Source organism: Streptomyces luteogriseus, from assembly GCF_014205055.1.
Taxonomy (GTDB): Bacteria; Actinomycetota; Actinomycetes; order Streptomycetales; family Streptomycetaceae; genus Streptomyces; species Streptomyces luteogriseus.
Genome location: NZ_JACHMS010000001.1, coordinates 1,590,311 through 1,606,863 on the forward strand (window position 1 = coordinate 1,590,311; position 16,553 = coordinate 1,606,863).

12 protein-coding genes and 1 pseudogene are annotated in these 16,553 nt (G+C 75.0%); 5 read left to right on the top strand and 8 right to left on the bottom strand.

Going from position 1 to position 16,553, the window contains the following annotated elements; all coding sequences use genetic code 11:
• Nucleotides 1-729 carry a response regulator transcription factor gene (locus tag BJ965_RS07250; protein ID WP_184907910.1) on the bottom strand — a complete coding sequence of 243 codons (729 nt, stop codon included), beginning with the start codon at nt 727-729 and terminating at the stop codon, nt 1-3.
• Between the two features lie 122 nt (nt 730-851).
• Between BJ965_RS07250 and BJ965_RS07255 the strand changes: the two genes are divergently transcribed.
• The 3 genes from BJ965_RS07255 to BJ965_RS07265 are packed head-to-tail and all read left to right on the top strand — an operon-like array spanning nt 852 to nt 2,946.
• A complete protein-coding gene (locus BJ965_RS07255; protein ID WP_184907911.1) occupies nt 852-1,547 on the top strand; it encodes a glycosyltransferase family 2 protein in 696 nt (231 codons plus the stop codon).
• A complete protein-coding gene (locus tag BJ965_RS07260) occupies nt 1,544-2,197 on the top strand; it encodes a TIGR04282 family arsenosugar biosynthesis glycosyltransferase (RefSeq protein ID WP_184907912.1) in 654 nt (217 codons plus the stop codon). Before BJ965_RS07255 ends, BJ965_RS07260 begins: the two co-directional genes overlap by 4 nt.
• A complete protein-coding gene (locus BJ965_RS07265) occupies nt 2,194-2,946 on the top strand; it encodes a class I SAM-dependent methyltransferase (RefSeq protein WP_184907913.1) in 753 nt (250 codons plus the stop codon). Before BJ965_RS07260 ends, BJ965_RS07265 begins: the two co-directional genes overlap by 4 nt.
• A gap of 313 nt (nt 2,947-3,259) precedes the next feature.
• Here the strand turns inward: BJ965_RS07265 and BJ965_RS07270 are convergent, their stop codons facing one another.
• On the bottom strand, nt 3,260-4,501 hold the full coding sequence (locus BJ965_RS07270; RefSeq protein ID WP_184907914.1) for a molybdopterin-dependent oxidoreductase: 1,242 nt from the start codon (nt 4,499-4,501) through the stop codon (nt 3,260-3,262).
• A 116-nt stretch (nt 4,502-4,617) separates the two neighbouring features.
• Between BJ965_RS07270 and BJ965_RS07275 the strand changes: the two genes are divergently transcribed.
• Entirely contained in the window at nt 4,618-5,991 is a 1,374-nt protein-coding gene (locus BJ965_RS07275; RefSeq protein WP_313667728.1) for a hypothetical protein, read from the top strand.
• Between the two features lie 30 nt (nt 5,992-6,021).
• Here BJ965_RS07275 and BJ965_RS07280 read toward each other — a convergent pair whose 3' ends face one another.
• Together BJ965_RS07280 and BJ965_RS07285 are read right to left on the bottom strand one after the other, a co-directional pair.
• On the bottom strand, nt 6,022-6,516 hold the full coding sequence (locus BJ965_RS07280; RefSeq protein WP_184907915.1) for an ATP-binding protein: 495 nt from the start codon (nt 6,514-6,516) through the stop codon (nt 6,022-6,024).
• A gap of 173 nt (nt 6,517-6,689) precedes the next feature.
• On the bottom strand, nt 6,690-7,904 hold the full coding sequence (locus BJ965_RS07285; RefSeq protein WP_184907916.1) for an MFS transporter: 1,215 nt from the start codon (nt 7,902-7,904) through the stop codon (nt 6,690-6,692).
• Nucleotides 7,905-8,003: 99 nt separating this feature from the next.
• Between BJ965_RS07285 and BJ965_RS07290 the strand changes: the two genes are divergently transcribed.
• Nucleotides 8,004-9,089, top strand: coding sequence for a helix-turn-helix domain-containing protein (locus tag BJ965_RS07290; protein WP_184907917.1), 1,086 nt, complete (start codon nt 8,004-8,006; stop codon nt 9,087-9,089).
• An 8-nt stretch (nt 9,090-9,097) separates the two neighbouring features.
• On the opposite strand, the pseudogene BJ965_RS07295 reads toward BJ965_RS07290, so the two are convergent.
• The 4 genes and pseudogenes from BJ965_RS07295 to BJ965_RS07310 all read right to left on the bottom strand — a co-directional run.
• Nucleotides 9,098-9,535: pseudogene (locus BJ965_RS07295) on the bottom strand (potassium-transporting ATPase subunit C); the annotation flags it as partial.
• 55 nt (nt 9,536-9,590) lie between these two features.
• A complete protein-coding gene (locus BJ965_RS40100) occupies nt 9,591-14,096 on the bottom strand; it encodes a caspase family protein (RefSeq protein WP_184907919.1) in 4,506 nt (1,501 codons plus the stop codon).
• Between the two features lie 56 nt (nt 14,097-14,152).
• Entirely contained in the window at nt 14,153-15,034 is an 882-nt protein-coding gene (locus tag BJ965_RS07305; protein ID WP_246545855.1) for a hypothetical protein, read from the bottom strand.
• Between the two features lie 124 nt (nt 15,035-15,158).
• Entirely contained in the window at nt 15,159-16,514 is a 1,356-nt protein-coding gene (locus tag BJ965_RS07310) for an HEXXH motif domain-containing protein (RefSeq protein ID WP_184907921.1), read from the bottom strand.
• Nucleotides 16,515-16,553: the final 39 nt, after the last annotated feature.

A 16,553-nucleotide genomic window follows, 5' to 3' on the forward strand; every position in this document is an offset into this window, starting at 1 on the left:
TCAGTCGTCCCCTTCACCGGGTTCGAAGCGGTAGCCCACGCCCCACACGGTCTGGATCAGGCGGGGCCGGGCGGGATCGTCCTCGACCTTGCCGCGCAGGCGGCGGACGTGGACCGTGACCGTCGACAGGTCGCCGAAGTCCCATCCCCAGACCTCACGCATCAGATCCTCGCGCCCGAAGGCCTGCCCCGGGTGCCGCAGGAAGAAGGCGAGCAGGTCGAACTCGCGGAGGGTGAGGGCGAGTTCGGTGCCGTTCTTGGTGGCCCGGCGGGCCGCCGGCTCGACGGTCAGACCCGCCGCTCCCAGCCGGTTCCCCGCGGCTGCGGGGCGGCTGCGGCGCAGCACCGACTCGACACGCAGCACGAGTTCGCGGGGGCTGAAGGGCTTGGTGACGTAGTCGTCCGCGCCGACCTCCAGGCCCAGGATGCGGTCGTCCTCGTCACCCCGGGCGGTCAGCATGATGACGGGCACGGGGCCGCGGCCGCGGATCCGCCGGCACACCTCCAGGCCGTCCATACCGGGCAGCATCAGGTCGAGCACGACCAGGTCCGGCCGCCGGGCGGCGGCGCGGGCGAGGGCGGTCGGGCCGTCGTCGGCGCGGTCCACGGCGTAACCGGCGCGGTCCAGATATCCGGCGACGACCTCGGCGACGGTCGGATCGTCGTCGACGACCAGGATCCTGCGGGACGCGTCCGCGGTCCCCGGGGGCTCGTACGGCTGTCGGTGCATGCCCCCAGCCTGGCACCGCGCCAGCGCCGGCGGGGGCGCGGGCTCCACTCCGGCCTCGGACGTCCGCGTTTCGTAAGGAGCGGCTGTCCGGTATGCCCGGTTCGCGTTCGTAGGGTGAAACCGTGACGACGACACCTTCGGACGTCGACGTGGTGCTGCCCTGCCTGAACGAGGCCGACGCCCTTCCCTGGGTGCTCGAACGGATTCCGCCGGGCTGGCGCGCACTCGTCGTCGACAACGGTTCCACGGATGGTTCGGCCGAGGTCGCCCGCGCAGGCGGCGCGACCGTGGTGCACGAGCCGCGCCGAGGCTTCGGCGCGGCCTGCCACGCCGGCCTGACGGCCGCCACCGCCGAGGTGGTGTGCTTCTGCGACTGCGACGCCTCCCTCGACCCGGGGCTCCTGGTCCCCTTCGTGCGCGAGGTGCGCGAGGGCGCGGCCGACCTCGTGCTCGGGCGGCGGCGTCCGCAGGGGCGGGGCGCATGGCCGCCGCACGCCCGGGCCGGGAATCTCGCGCTCGCGCGGATGCTGCGCCGCCGCACCGGGCTGCGCCTGCACGACCTCGGCCCCCTGCGCGCCGCCCGCCGGGAGCCGCTGCTCTCCCTCGGTCTCAGCGACCGGCGCAGCGGCTATCCGCTCCAGATGGTCGTCCGCGCGGCCGACGCGGGCTGGCGGATCGCCGAGCACGACGTGCCGTACCTGCCGCGCACCGGCGCCTCAAAGGTGACGGGCACGTGGCGCGGTACCTGGCAGGCCGTTCGGGACATGAGCCGCGTCCTGGCCGAAACGCCCGTACCCGAAGGGGGAACCGTCCGTTGAACACGCTCCTCGTCATCGCCAAGGAGCCACGGCCGGGCCGGGTGAAGACGCGGCTCACGCCGCCGTTCACACCCGAGGAGGCTGCCGGACTCGCGGAAGCGTCCCTGACGGACACGCTGCACGCGGTGGCCGCCACGCCCGCCACCCGGCGCGTCCTCGTGCTCGACGGTGCCCCCGGCCCCTGGCTGCCGCCCGGCTTCGACGTCGTGGCGCAGTGCGCGGGCGGCCTGGACGAGCGGCTGGCGAAGGCCTTCGCGGGCTGTGCCGGTCCGGCCCTGCTCATCGGCATGGACACCCCGCAGGTGACCCCGGACCTGCTCACCGTCGACTTCGCCGACTGCGACGCCTGGTTCGGCCCGGCGGAGGACGGCGGCTTCTGGGCCCTGGGCCTGGCCTGCCCGGACCCCGCCCTGCTGCGGGGTGTGCCCATGTCGACGCCGATGACGGGCGCCGTGCAGCGGGAGCGGCTGGTCGCCGCGGGACTGCGTGTGCGCGACCTGCCGAGGCTGCGGGACGTCGACACCGCCCCCGACGCCCACGCGGTCGCCGCGCTGGCTCCGCGAGGGCGCTTCGCGGCCCGGCTGGCCCGCTGTCCGGTGGCCGCGGAAACCGCCGCCGAGCCGGTGTCGCGTCCGGTCGGCCCCCGATGAGCGCCCCGCCCGCCCCCGCCCTGGCCTGGGCCGCCGCCGACCCCTACGACGCCGCTCTGCGAGCCGGCCGCGGCCCCCTGTTCCTGCGGCGCACCGACGGCTGGCTGCTGCCGCTGGAGGTGGAGCGCTGGTGCGCCCGGGCCGACCCGGTCGACCGGGACGTGCTGGACCGGTGCGAGGGGGCCGTGCTGGACGTGGGGTGCGGGCCCGGACGGCTCGTGGCCGAACTGGCCACCCGGGGCCGGGCCGCCCTCGGGATCGACGTCAGCGAGGCCGCGGTGGAGCACACCGTCCGGCTCGGGGGTCAGGCGCTGCGGCGGTCGGTGTTCGAGCCCCTGCCCGGCGAGGGCCGCTGGGACACCGTCCTGCTCATGGACGGCAACATCGGCATCGGCGGCGACCCGAGCGCCCTGCTGGAGCGGGTCGCCGGGCTCCTGCGGCCCGGCGGTCTGCTGATCGCCGAGACGGCCCCCGCGGAGGTCGACGAACGGGTGCGGGTCCACATCACCGACGCCCGCACGACCGCCGGTGATCCCTTCCCCTGGGCCCGGCTCGGCACCCGCGCGCTGCTCCGCCGCGCACGGGGCCGCTGGGAGCGGGACGGTCAGTGGACGGCCGGCGGACGGCGCTTCGCCGCGCTGCGCAGCCGCAGCGCCAGCACCAGCGCCGAGCCCGCGAAGAGGGCCGCGGTGATCAGCAGCCAGCGCGTGAGGAACCCCTCCGGCGGCAGGCCGGTGGCGGACCGGTAGCGCTCCTCCACCATGCCGCTGATCAGCGGGAACCACACGAGGAGCAGCAGCCCGGAGAGCGCTGCCGGTACGCGCACGTACATCGCCCACTCCCGGCGGCGGACCCGGCCGAGCCCCCGTACCACCGCCCGGTCCGCCACCGCGTACAACGGCAGCAGCACCAGGTCGTGCAGCACCGCGGCGCCCACGACCCACAGCGCCACGCCGAGCCAGTCACCGGCGAGCAGGCGCACCCCCGCGTAGACCGCGAGGGCGAACGAGCAGGCCAGCAGCAGGAGGTGCAGGGGGCTTCCGATGACGAAGCGTCCACGCATCACAGGTCTCCGAACGTCATCCGGGCCACCCACTTGGTGTTGAGCACACCGGGGGCCGCGGGCACGATGATCCGCGCCGGGTGGCCGTGGTCGGGGGACAGTTCCTCGCCGTTGACGTACAGGGCGAGCAGGGAACGCGGGTCGGCCACCTGGTTGGCGCGCAGGGCGGCCTTCCGGAAGGCGCCGTGACGCTGGAGGGACTCGACGAACACGTCCGGCGGGTCGTCCTCGTACCCGACGAGAGCCGCGAGGTCGCGCAGCCGCACCCCGCGCCACCACTGGTCCGGCGTGGACCAGCCCTCCACGCAGGCGATGGGCAGCGCCGAGCTGTACAGGGGCAGCTCGGCGAGCTGGGCGCGGCTGAGACGGACCGTGCCCGTGCGCCCCGTCACCACGAGCCGCCAGGCGTCCTCGGCCGTTTCCGCCGTGTCGATCCCGGCGTACGCGGCGGTCTTGTTGATCTGGAAGCCGTTCGGGCCGCTGCCCGGCTCCCCGCCGCCGTGCGGGGCGAGGAGGGCGGTACGCCGCAGCGGGCCGCCGAGGTTCTGCCCCACGGTCGTGGCGAACAGCAGCAGGGAGCCGCCCCCGACGAACCACAGGGCGCCCCGTCGGGAAACGGTCGGCCGGGCGGGGCGCGGGGAGACCAGGTCGTCCTTCTCCTCCCGCAGCCGCCGCAGATTGCGCAGAGCCGTGGGCGTCTTCAGCAGCGCGTGGGCCACGAAGGCCGCGAAGAACACCCAGGCGCCGTAGAAGTGCAGGGGGTAGAACGAGCCGGGGAAGACGTAGTCGAGCTGGACGTTGAGGACGCCGGTGACGAACTCGAACAGCGCGCCGCCGACCAGCAGCAGCAGGGAGACCCGCTCCAGGGCGTGCGCGAGCGAGCGGGCCGGCGGCAGGGCGAACAGCCTCGGCACGACGGACCACAGCTTGGCGAGCAGAACGGGGATCAGCGTGATGCCGAGGGTGACGTGGACGCCCTGGTTCAGCCGGTACAGCCAGTGCGGGTTCGTCGGCCAGGCGAAGAGGTAGAAGCCGAGGATCCCCTTGTCCGGTGTCTTGTCGTTGACCGGCGAGAGGTTCGGGTTGTAGGCGGCGTACGAGAGAAGTCCCGTCACGAACAGCACCGTGATGCCGGCCAGGAGGACGAGGCCCAGCACGGAGGTGAACCAGGGGCCGCGCAGAGGGCTGCGCCAGAAGCCGGGGGACGTGGGAAGCCGCGGATCGCGTGGATCGTCTCGCATGGGCCGACGGTAGGCCGCCAGGACCCCGCGAAGGGGTGCGCGACCCATGACGAAACGCTGACATCGGGCCCGGTCGGCGGCCCGCGACCGGTCGCGCGGCCTAGCGTGCCGGTGTGATCCGCACCCTGCCCTCCCCCGCTCGGACCCGCGAGTCCGAGCCCCCCGGCCGTCTGCGCCGTGACCTGTACGCCGCCGGGGCCGCCGCGGTGCTCGTGACGGTGGCCGTGGTGGCCGGCCGCCACATCGAGGACACCAGCCGGACGCTGTTCGTCGACTGGCCGCCGCTGCTCGCCTCCTGGGGGCCACACGTGGGCCCCGGCACCCCGGCGGCCGTGCTGGTGGCGGTCGCCGTCGTGGCGTACGGCCCCGTCCTCGCGGCCCGCCTCCCCTGGCGGGCCCTGCTGCCGGTGGCCTGGGGCACCTCGACGGCCTGGATCCTCTCCCTCGCCCTGATCGACGGCTGGGACCGGGGCATCGCGCGCAGGCTCACCACCCGCTACGAGTATCTCCAGGTCATCGACCGCTTCCACGACATCCCGGCAGCGCTGCGGGACTTCACCCAGCACATCCTGCTCGACTCTCCCGACAACTGGCCGGCCCACATCGCCGGGCATCCGCCCGCCGCCACGCTCACCTTCGTGCTGCTCGACCGGATCGGGCTGCGGGGCGGGGGCTGGGCCGGCGTGTGGTGCATCACCGTCGGGGCGACCGCCTGCGTGGCCGTGCTGGTCACGATCCGCGCCCTGGCCGACGAGGCGGTGGCCCGCCGGGCGGCCCCGTTCCTGGTCCTGGCCCCGGCGGCCGTGTGGATGGGCACCTCGGCGGACGCGTACTTCGCGGCGGTGGCGGCGTGGGCGGTCGCCCTGCTCGCTCTGGCCGTCACCCGGGGCTCCCTGGGGTGGGCGGGCGCGTCGGGGCTGCTGTTCGGCCTGACCTGCTACCTGTCGTACGGCCTGACCCTCGTCGCGCTGATCGCGGCGGCGGTCCTGGTGCTCGGCCGCCGCGGGGTCCGGGAGCGCCCGGCTCTGCTGCTGCCGCTGCTCGCCGGTCTGTCAGTGGTCCCCGTGGTGTTCACGGTCGCGGGCTTCGACTGGTGGGAGGCGTATCACCTGCTGGTCACGCGCTACGCCCAGGGCGCGGGCGGCATCCGCCCCTACGGGTACTGGGTGTGGGCCAACCTGGCCTGCACGGTGCTCGTCACGGGACTGGCGACCGCGGCGGGGCTGCGGCGGGCCGGGGCCGCACTGGTCCGGCGCCGCCCCGCGCCCCGGGCGGCACTCCGTCTCGCGTTCCTCGTGTTCGCCGCGCTCCTCGCCCTTCTGATCGCCGATCTCTCGGGCATGAGCAAGGCGGAGACGGAACGCATCTGGCTCCCCTTCGCCCTGTGGCTGCTCCCGGCCTGCGCGCTCCTCACCCGCCCCCGCGCCTGGCTCACCGCCCAGGCGGTGCTCGCACTGCTCCTCAACCATCTGTTGCTCACGGGCTGGTGACCACCGCCGGGAGAGCCCTGTCATGGGTGTTCAGACCGTCGAGGTGGCTCGGATCATCGCGTCGGCGCCGTTGCCCGGGGCAGGACGCAGGCAGGCGGTGATCTGCTTGCCGTGGCCGAGGGGCGTGACGGTGACCTCGCTGCTGACCGTGTGCACCACGTGCATGCCATGGCCGCCGAAGCGCCGCCCGTCGCGCTCCCTGACCACCGGATGCCGGGTGGAGGTGTCCCACACCGTGATGGCCAGTTCGTCGCCGGAGAGCCGCAGAATCATCCCGCAGGGGCCAGGAGCGTGCCGGATCGCGTTGGTGACCAGTTCGCTGACGACCAGTTCGGCGTCGATCGCCAGCGCGGCCGGCACGGGTGTGCGGCCGGTACACGGTACGTGCGCCAGGAAGGCGTGCAGCGCCCGGCGCGCCTCGACGGCGCAGGCTGCGCCTTCGTCCCAGACCGCGCCGCACCGCAGCGGGCCCTGCTCGTCCGTGCCCGGCTCATCTGCCGCCTGCTTCATAAGCGGGATGACCATATGGGGCTCTTTCATTGTTGTTCGTGTGGCTGAGTGGCCTTTCGGACGTCGTCTACCCCACCGGGGAGCGCGCATACTGCCGGCGACCCTCCCTTGTGATGTGCTCTGCGCCGCATGGCCCACGGTCGGGCAGCGCGACCGGCGGGGGCCGACGGCACGCGGAGGAGAAACGTTCATCCGCGAGGGGTGTCCCGGGCGGCCGGAGCGGTGGCGACGGCGGAGGCGGACAGGAGCGTCGCGGTGGCGAGGCTGCCCCACAGGGCCGTCGGGCCGTACGGGGCGAGGGCGGTGATGACCGTCGGGGAGATGGCGAGGCCGAAGCCCGTGGAGAGCTCGAAACGGGCGAGGGTGCGTCCCAGGGCGTGGGCGGGGGCGAGGTGGGTGACGAGCGCGGTCGCGCTGCCGGCGTAGACGATCTCGCCGAGGGTGCAGACCACGGACACCGCCGCGACGGCCGGGGCGCCCCGGCCGGGCCCCAGTGAGGCGGCCGCGAGGAAGCCGGCGTAGGACGCGCCGAGTATCACTCCGGCGAGCGCCAGCACGCTCCGCCGGGAGTAGCGGGACATCAGGACGGTGACCGGCACCTGCAACGTCACCACCAGGACCGTGTTGATCACGAAGACGGCCGCCGACCAGACCGGGGACGCCTCCAGCTGCGTCACCAGGATCAGCGGGAGCGCGATCTCCGGGACGTTGAGACAGAAGACGTAGACGACATTGGCGGCGAGCAGGGTGCGCATCCGGGGCGCGGGCCCGCCGTCCCCGTCGTCTTCCGGCGTGGCGGCGGGGTGCGCCCGGAGGCGGACCGACCAGGCCAGGGCCGCAGCGGCGAGATACGCGAGGCCCGTGACGGCCGCGAGTGCCCGCAATGCCGTGGCGCCGCCGGCTAGGGACACGGTGGCGATGAGCGCGCCCACGCCCAGGCCGGCGTTGCGCAGGGCGCGGCCCGCGGCGAGGGCGGCGTCGCGTTCCCTGCCGTGGGAGACCGTGGCCACGAGAGCCGCGTGGGCGGCGGGCCAGGCCTGGTTGCCGATGCCGAGGAAGAGCGCCGCCGTCGCGAACGGCCAGGCATGCCCCGCCGGAGTGACCAGGAGCAGCGCGACACCCAGCACGCGCACCAGCATCGACGCGGCCACGACCGTGCTGCGGGCGCCCCGGTCCAGCCGGCGGCCCACCGCGGGCATGCACACCAGGCCCGCGACGATGCCGGCCGTCATGGCGATGCCGGTGACCGGGGCGGAGAGCCGCAGCACCAGTACGCCGTAGAGCAGCAGGAAGGGCCGCAGCAGACCGGTGCCGAGGGCGTCCACGGCCAGAGCGACGGCGTAGCGGGGGCCTCCTGAGGCGCGGACGAGGGCACGGGGCCGGATCTTGGTGGTGGTTGCCATGGCGTCACACGGTGCGTGCGCCGGCCCGGCCGGACACGTCGCTTGACGGACACCGTCAAGCGACGCCGGCGTCGGCGGGCCGCCCGTGATGATGGGGACATGACGCTGAGGATCGACATCGGCGGTCTGCCGTCCGGGGGGCTGCGGTTCGCGGCCTCGCCGCTGGCCGAGCTGACCGCGATGCTGCACGTGCTGGCCGAGCCCGGTCACCATCCGCAGCACGCCGGCTGGGCCGCGGACGTCTGGGCCGGGCTGCGGCCGGAGCGGGCCGAGCGGCTCAGGGAGGCGGAGTTCCTCTGGCGGTCCTCGCAGGCCGACTTCCTGATCCCCGCCCGGCCCCGGCCCACCCTCGCCGAGGAACTGGACGACGTGGACCGGATCGACGACGACCGGTATGTGACGGCCGCCCTCGTCACGACCTGCGGCAGCGGCCGGATCCCCCGTACCGCGCCGTCGCCGCTCACGGACGCGGCCGCGCGGGAGCGGGCCCTGGACCTGGCGCAGGCCCGCGGCCCGCGGCAGGAGGCCTTCGCGGAACGGCTGCTCGCCGACCCGGCGGCCGTGCGGGCGCGTGTGCGCGACACCCTCGAACAGTGCGCCGAGGCCTTCTTCGACGCCGCGTGGGCGGGTGTCGTGGTGCAGATCGCCACCGATCTGCGTCTGAAGAACGACCTGTTGAGGCGTCAGGGGATCGGGGCGGCCCTCGCCTCGGTGTCCGGGGCGGTCACTCTGGCGCCGGACGGCGACGTCATCGTCGTGGACAAGCTGCAGGACAAGGCGACCACCGCCGACGGCACCGGGGTCACCTTCATCCCCAGTGTCTTCGGCCGTCCCCACCTGGTGGCGGTCCACGCGCCCGGCTGGCGGCCGGTGGTGCAGTACCCCGTGGCCGAGCCGGGTCCGCCGGAGCCGGTGGCGCTGGAGACGGTGACGCTGCGGCTGGAGGCGCTCGCCCATCCGGTACGGCTGCGGCTGCTGCGCACCCTGGCCCGCGGTCCCCACACCACCGGCGAGCTGGCCCACGCCTGGGAGCTCACGCCTCCGGAGGTCTCCCGCCATCTCGCCGTGCTGCGCCGCGCGGGCCTGCTCACGACCCGGCGGCACGGCCGGTACGTCCGCAACACCCTCGACCTGCCCGCGCTGTCGGCCCTGGGCACCGACCTGCTCACGGCCGTGCTGCGCTGAGCTGCTGCTCAGTGCTTCGCCACGAGCTCCCGGAGCGCGATGTCGAGCGCGAGGACGTTCACGCGGAGGTCTCCCATGAAGCCCAGGGTGCGGCCCTCGGTGTGGCGGTCGACGAGCCGCCGGACCTCGGCGACGGAGAGGTGGTTGCGTGCGGCGACCCGGTGGACCTGGAGGGCGGCGTAGCGCGGGGAGATGTCGGGGTCGAGGCCGGAGCCGGAGGAGGTGACGGCGTCGGCGGGGTTCACCCGGTAGGCGGCGGTGGAGTTCTCCCGCACCACCTCGGCCTTGGCCGCCCGCACCGACTCGACCAGCTTCCGGTTGTCGGCGGAGAGGTTGGTGGCGCCGGAGAGGATCAGCTTGTACTGCGTGTTGACGGTGTTCTCGCCCAGGCCGTTCGCGGGGCGGGGCTGGAAGTAGTCCAGGCTGTACCCCTGTTGGCCGAAGCTTGCCACCCGCCGCCCTTGATCCTTTCGACGCCCCTGATCCTTCGGGACGGCCTCGTCAGCCGGGCAACGGCGCGAGGAGTTCCGCGCACCAGGTGAAGCGCGCCGTCCCCGCTTCGTGCGCGACGACGAATCCCGTGGCGCAGGCGGCGATCGAGGAGACGGCGGCGGGGAGGTGAAAGGGGCCGGCGAGCTCCTGCCGGGTCACGAGGTCCCAGATCACGACCCGCCGGTCCTCGCCGCCGCCCACGGCGAGGACCCGGCCGCCCGGCAGCCGGGCCGTGGCCAGTGCGGTCACCCGGCGCCGCAGACCGGTAAGAGGTTCGGCGGCCTCGGGACGGTCGAGGTCCCACACACGGACCTCTCCCCCGTCCCCACCGGACAGGGCCACCGCCCGTTCCCCGGGCAGCACCGCGGTGGCCACCGACTCGATCCGTCCGCCGCGGCGGGCCGGTGCCGCCATCTCACGCCCCGTCGACACGTCCCACACCAGCAGGTTGCCCCGGCGGTCGCCGCTGATCGCGACACCGGGGGCAGGACCGCCGTCGGTCAGGGCCACCGCCAGCACCCAGCCGCGGTGCCCGGTGAAGGTCCGCAGCCGTGCCCCCGTCGCCAGGTCCCACACCGTCACGACGGCCATGTCCCCACCGGCGAGCAGGACTTGGCGGCCGTCCGCGGCGCGGCCCACCGCCACCGTCCTGACGCGCCCCGTGCAGTGGGGGAACCCGCGGACCAGGCCGCCGCGGGTCAGTTCCCACATCCGCAGTGAGCCGTCCCGGCCGCCCGCCACGACGACCGGGCCCACGTCCGGCAGTTCGGCCGTCGCCAGCGCCCGCACCAGCAACCGTCGCCCCGAGTCCTCCAGCACGTGCCGTTGGTCGCCCGTCGCCAGGTCCCGCACCTCCGCGCCCCGCTCGCCGCCTCCGGCGACGCACAGCGCCCGCCCCTCCCCCGGCACGGCGACGGCCACCGCCTCCATGACCTCCTCGCGGCCGGTCTCCGGGGCGTCCGGACGGGCGTCCGTGACGTCCCAGACCACGGCGTGCCCGTCGGCGCCGCCGCTCACCGCCACGAGACGGTCGTCGATCGGCGCGACGTCGACGCTGTGCACGCCACCGGGGTGCGCGGCGAAGACATGGGTGGGCCGGCCGGTGCCGAGCTCCCACACGGCGACGCGTCCGTCGGCGCAGCCCGTGACGATTCGCCCGCGCTCGCCGTCCCCGCCCAGCGCGAGGCAGGTGATCACCCCGTGGCCCGCGGAGACCAGCTCGTGCAGCCGTCGGCCCTCGGCCAGGTCCCACACCAGGACGCGCCCCGCGCGGTCGCCGCTCACGGCGACGCGCCGGTCTCCGGCCGTCCCCGCGGCCACCCGGGTCACCCGGTCCTCGTGCCCCGTCAGCGAGTGCAGCCTGCGCCCGTCGGCCGCGTTCCACACCTGCACCCGGCCGTCGTAGCAGCCGGTGACCGCCACGACGGTGCCGTCGCCCAGCGTCGCCGTGGCCACCGCCCGGACGAAGTCGACGTGCGGGCCGAGGGTGCGGAGCAACTGTCCCGTCCGCACGTCCCAGACGCGGGCGTCCCGGTCCTCCCCCACGGCGACGGCGACCGGGGTGCCGTCCGGCAGGAGTGCGGCGGCCAGCCCGGAGAGCAGCACCATCGAGCTGGCCAGCCGCGTCGGCGTGCCGCCGTCGGGGTTCCACAGGACCGCCCGGTGGCCTTGCCCGGCGGCCACCGCCCGGGTGCCCCCCTCGGGGAGGGAGACCGTGACGAGCATCCGGACCGGCCCGACACCGGCCGCCTGCCGGCGGACCAGGTCGCCGGTGCGCGGGTCGTGGACGTACAGCCGGCCGTCCTCACCTCCGGAGAGGAGAACGCGGCGGCCGTCGGCGAGCCGGGCCGGCGCGACCGTCCGGGCCGGGCCCGACAGGCCGCCGAGGGTGCGCAGGACCGTACCGCCGAGCGGGTCCGACAGCCGTGTGCGGTGGGTGTCCCCGGTGCTGAGGACCACCCGCTCCCCGTGGCTTCGCGTCCCTTCCGCTCCGTCGTCGCCCGGCGTCCGGGCGAAGAGCACCTCGAAGACCGGTCCGGCGTGCGGGCCGAGGGTCTGCAGCCGTGCCGTGGTGGCGGTCCGGCTCACGGCCCAGACCGGCCGGGTGGACACCGGGGGCGGGCCCGGCCCGGAGGCCAGCGCTTCGGACAGGGCGGTGTCCCGCCACACGGCCGCGTCGAGGCTGAGCAGGTCCCGTCGTACGGCCGTGATGTGCCGCAGCGGATGGTGGGCCGTGCTCTGCCGGTAGACGTCGGCGTGCGTCCGGGCCCGGCGGCCGCGGGCCCGGTGCAGGTGCCGTACGAGCCGCTCGGGGTCCGCGTGCAGCAGGTACGACACGTCCTCGAGCAGCGCGTCCAGCCGGTCCGGGCCGACGTCGGCCGCGTGGTCGGCGGCGTGCCTGCGCAGATAGCGGTCCGCCCGGGACCAGTCACGGACCCCGCGCTCGGCCGGCACGGCCGACAGCAGGGCGTCCAGCACGGCGCGGCTGTCCGTGCGCCCGGCCAGGTGCTCGGCGGGCGCCCGGTGGAAGAAGCTGTAGAGCTTGCCGTCGTCCACGGCCGGGTCGGCACCGGGATCGTGGGTGGTACGGAGATAGAACCGGGCCCCGGTGAGGACCTCCACGGTGTCCCGCGGCCGTGGCGGCAGCGCCCCGTCACGCACCTCGGGCCGCAGCGCGAGCGCCACCTCGTGCAGGAGGCCGGACGGCATGCCCTGCCCGGCCGCCCGGGCGAGTACCGCCAGCACCGCGTCGGTCCAGGGCAGTTCGGCCGTGAGGGTGCGCAGGTCCAGGTCGAGCATGCCCGGCAGGTCGCACGGAAGTTCCCGGGCGATCTCGGCGCCGGTGAGGATCGTGCCCGCCCGGGCGAGTCTGCGCAGGTGCGCGCCGTACACCGCCGCGGTCAGGAACGCCCCGTGCTCGGCGGAGCCCGACAGGCGACAGGCGATCATCTCGGTCACGTCGGTGGAGTAGTCGGTGTCCAGCAGCCGGCCCAGATAGGTGCCGAGGTGCTCTGCCAGCGACGCGGGCTGCTCAGCGTCGAGGTCGAGGTGTCGTTCCGGGTGGCCGGCGAGGGCCGCGTGCAGGTCGGGCAGGCTGTCCGGCCACAGCCGGGTGCCGAGCAGAACCCGGCAGCCCGGCACCGGATCACCGCCCATGCCCGTCAGCGGCAGCAGCACCTGCCGCAGCAGCCCGTCGGGGTCGTCGGCCTCGTCGAGCGCGTCGAGGACGACGGTGACGTCGCCCACCGCGCCCAGCGCGGCGGCCAGTTCCCCGAAGGCCGCGTGCGGCGCCCCGGCTCGGGGCTGTGCGCGTCCGCTCTGCTGCCGGGGCAGGCGCAGTGCCTGTGCCTGCCGGTGCAGCGAGTCCACGACGTCCTGGGTGGACAGGTGGTGGGCGTGCACGGCCAGCAGCCGCGGGTCGGGCGGCGGCCGGAAGTCGCGCAGGCCGAGGCGGTCGCGCAGGGGTCGCAGCCGGGGATGGACGGTGCACACCGTCACCCCGAGGAGCGCCGACTTCCCCGCCCCGGGTCTGCCGGTGACGGCCAGCAGGCGCTGTCGCGGGGGCCGGGGGGCGCCGAGCCACTCCTCGATGCGTTCGAGCTGGCCGCGGCGCCCGCTGAAGAAGAACGCCTCCGCGTCCGGGGTGCCGGCCGCCCGGGCGGCGAAGTGGTGCAGGTCCAGCCGGGGATCCAGCCGCTCGGCGTACCGGCGCAGGGAGGCGACCGCTTCGGCCCGGAACTGCTCCTCGGCGTCACCGGAGTGGCGGGGGTTGCGCAGGAACGGCGCCGGAGGCAGGGCCGCCTCGTCGTGCCTGGTGCAGACCACGTCTTGTTTCGGCATGTCCGCGGCGGTGTCGACGCGTTGCAGTTCCTTGTCGATCTCCTCCGCCAGCAGGGCCACGGGTACGTGTTCCAGGTCCGGGGGGACGTCCAGGGTGCCGCGGGCGATGCGGTCGATCACCGTCGCGGCCGCCTTGCTGAAGCGCGCTCCGTAGGTGATCTCCCCGGCGCCGCAGGCCGCGATCACCCAGGCGTCGCGGCTCTTCACACCGAGCAGGCGCTGGGTGAGCTGGGCCGTGAGGGCCGTGCCGCCGCCGCACACGTCGAGCAGGAACAACACCGGCCCACCGTCCTCGTGTTCGACGTCCCGGAGCAGCTGGTCGGTGTCCACGCTGGTCCTGCGGATGCCGTTGGGGAGCGCGGTGGTGTTCCTCATCGCCAGGTAGAGCACGGGCCCGACAGTCTGCGCGTGGCCGCTGAAGTGGACCACGAGGGGGTCCTGGCCCGCCCGCTCCCGCGCTGTCTCCCACGCGACGCGGAACTCGGCGGGCGTCGGGTCGAGCACGGGCTCGGTCACGTCGATCCCGGCCCGAAGGAGAGCGTGGGCGACGTCGCGCACGGCCCCGGCCACGCTGGGCAGGGGTTCGAGCGGAAGCACCCCCGCGGCCTCTTCCTCCTCGGTCGGGACACGCGTGGGGAAGTCCCCCGCCCCCACCACGAGTGCGTGCACCGTCACCGCCGTGCTCCCCTCCGTACGGCATGAGTTCTCGGGCGCGGGTCCGCTGTACGGGATCAGTCCGCGCAGTGGGGTGCGAGCGCGGCCGCCGTCAGTCCGGCCGCGAGATAGCCGCCGAGGGTGTGGGGATCGAAGAGGCCGATGTCCGTGGTGGCGTGCACGTCGACCGGGAAGGCTCCGCCCAGTTCCCGCGGCACCGCCAGCAGGTCGCCCACGTCGGCGATGTTCACCCAGTGCCGCACGCCGGGGGGCCGCGCCCCGCGGCCGTCGACGGGTTCGGGCTCCAGCTTGCGCATGATCGCCGGGAGGCCGAGCGGCGAGCCGAGGGTGAGCAACAGGTCGATGTCCACATCCGGATGGGCGTGCAGGGTCTCGTACGCGACCACACTGCCCAGGGAGTGGGCCACGACGACCCGTGCGCCGTGCTCGCGGACGGCTTGGGCCACCGTCGCCCGAACGGCCTCCCGCCGGGCGGGGCGTGAGGTGTAGGCGTCGGTGTCCTGGAGCGTGGCCACCACCAGGCGCGACAGCAGTTCCGCCAGCCGCTTCCGGGCGGCCGGCTGCGCGTCGCCGGCCCGCTGTTCCACGAGCCGGTCCACGGCCCACCGCAGCGGCGAGAGCATGCCTGCCTGGCCTTCCCGGGGCCGCGCGACTCCGGCCGTCTCCAGCCACTCCCACGCCTCGCCCTCCTGGGCGGACGTCAAATCCTCCAGGACGCCCCTGCCCGCGGACTGCCGCTCGGGACGGTAGTCGTCGGTGAGTTGGTGCGCGTAGTACGCCATGACCAGACCGGGCAACGGCACGTGGGAGAGTCCCGCCGCGCTCAGCCCCTTGCGCAGCCGGTCCGCCGCCGCGGCGGCCTTGAGTTCCGCGGCCTGCTCCGGGGACGCGCCCCGCACGAGGTTCCCGATGCCGTGCACGAGCACCACGGTTCCCATCCCCACCACCCCCATGGCCCGGCCGACGACCTGATGCGCAGAGTCTTGTACCCCGCGCGCGGTCCCGCCCAACACCGGCCGGCCAGGGAGGAGACGGACCGCAACGCCGGTTGCCTTCGCGGCACTAGTTCTCCGTGCGCCCGGCCCGGTTCCGCTCCGACCAGCGCGCGCGGTGGAGGTCCGCCTGCCGCCGTGCTTCCCGTACGGCGGACTCCGGCAGCGGTACGGTGCGCAGCTCCGCCAGGGCCTTGCCCATGGTGGCGACGAACCGGCGGCCGGTACCGGTCAGTCCGCTCCGGTCGGCCAGCATCGCCTCCTTCGTCTCCGACGCCGCCTCACGCCACCGGGCACACCGCACCTGCGCCCGGTGCCGCTCCGCCGGGTCGGACACGAAGGCAGCCTCCCGCGACCAGAAGCGGGCCACGGACAGAAAGGCGTACGTGCCGTGGAGCAGCCCGTACAGGGGCCTCGGGTCGTCCCGCCAGGGCGCGTAGTACCGCGCTCGCGGCTCCGCCGCACCCGGCTCGGCGAGCAGGTCGACGAGGTGCATCACGGCCGCCAGTTTGCTGTGCTGCATCTCGTGGACCAGCGTCTCGGCCAGATCGCGGGCGTGCAGGGGCCGGGACAGCGTCACTCCGCCGAACATCTCGGCCGTGCTCCCGCTGCGCCGCGCCGCCGAACCCTCGGCGAGGGGCAGCGGGGTCAGTGTGCGCAGGCCCGCGTCCAGTTCCGCGGCGTAGTCGGTGTGCCGGGCCCGCAGCAGCCTCATCGCGCCGGCGGCCGTGGACCGCCAGACGCGCAGTTCGTCCTCGGGCAGCCGGTACGGCCGCTCCGCGTCCGACACCACGACCTGGTCGACGTCGTCGACCAGGAACGACGCCTCCGGCCCCCACGTGGCGCCCCGCAGCGGCCACCAGCCGGTCCGCTCGGCACCCAGCGCCGAAGCCGGTGGCAGGTCCACCCGCAGGCCCGTCCCGGTTTCGAGGACACCGCCCGTGCGCCCGCCGCGCAGCAGCAGAGCGGCACCGGGGGCCGCTTCCGGGAGGCGGACCGCCCCCACCCCGGGCAGCACGACGCCCGGGGGGACGGCGGCCAGCCCGATGGAGACGTCCAGGCCGGTGGCGGTGGCGGCCGCGGCAGCCACCGAGGCCAGCGGCAGGGGGTCTACGGCGGCCGGCCCGCTCCCGTCCAGCGTCCGCCACGTCGTCACCAGCCGCGGCCCCACCGAAGGGTGGCCCAGGATGCGCCGGGTCACGTCCGGCGCCGTACGCCAGGCGTCGGTGAGCACGCCGAACAGCCGGTTCATGCCGCGCCAGGTGTCCCCGCCGTGCTCCCCGGCCCGGTCCAGCATGGCCCGGAGCAGCAGCAGCCGGCGGCTGTACTCGCTCTCCCGGAGCATCCGGACGGTTTCGGCGCCCCCGCCGCCCCGGGCGAGTGCGGCGAGCAGCCGGCCGTCCAGGCGGTAGGCGGACGGTGTCACCGTCGCGTGTTCCGGACTCGGTTCCGCTCCCGGAGCCGC

Excerpts from the sequence above, each read along its gene's own strand:
- BJ965_RS07250 (WP_184907910.1), bottom strand. The coding sequence starts at position 729 with ATGCACCGACAGCCGTACGAGCCCCCGGGGACCGCGGACGCGTCCCGC.
- BJ965_RS07265 (WP_184907913.1), top strand. The coding sequence starts at position 2,194 with ATGAGCGCCCCGCCCGCCCCCGCCCTGGCCTGGGCCGCCGCCGACCCC.
- BJ965_RS07270 (WP_184907914.1), bottom strand. The coding sequence starts at position 4,501 with ATGCGAGACGATCCACGCGATCCGCGGCTTCCCACGTCCCCCGGCTTC.
- BJ965_RS07280 (WP_184907915.1), bottom strand. The coding sequence starts at position 6,516 with ATGGTCATCCCGCTTATGAAGCAGGCGGCAGATGAGCCGGGCACGGAC.
- BJ965_RS07285 (WP_184907916.1), bottom strand. The coding sequence starts at position 7,904 with ATGGCAACCACCACCAAGATCCGGCCCCGTGCCCTCGTCCGCGCCTCA.
- BJ965_RS07290 (WP_184907917.1), top strand. The coding sequence starts at position 8,004 with ATGACGCTGAGGATCGACATCGGCGGTCTGCCGTCCGGGGGGCTGCGG.
- BJ965_RS07305 (WP_246545855.1), bottom strand. The coding sequence starts at position 15,034 with ATGGGAACCGTGGTGCTCGTGCACGGCATCGGGAACCTCGTGCGGGGC.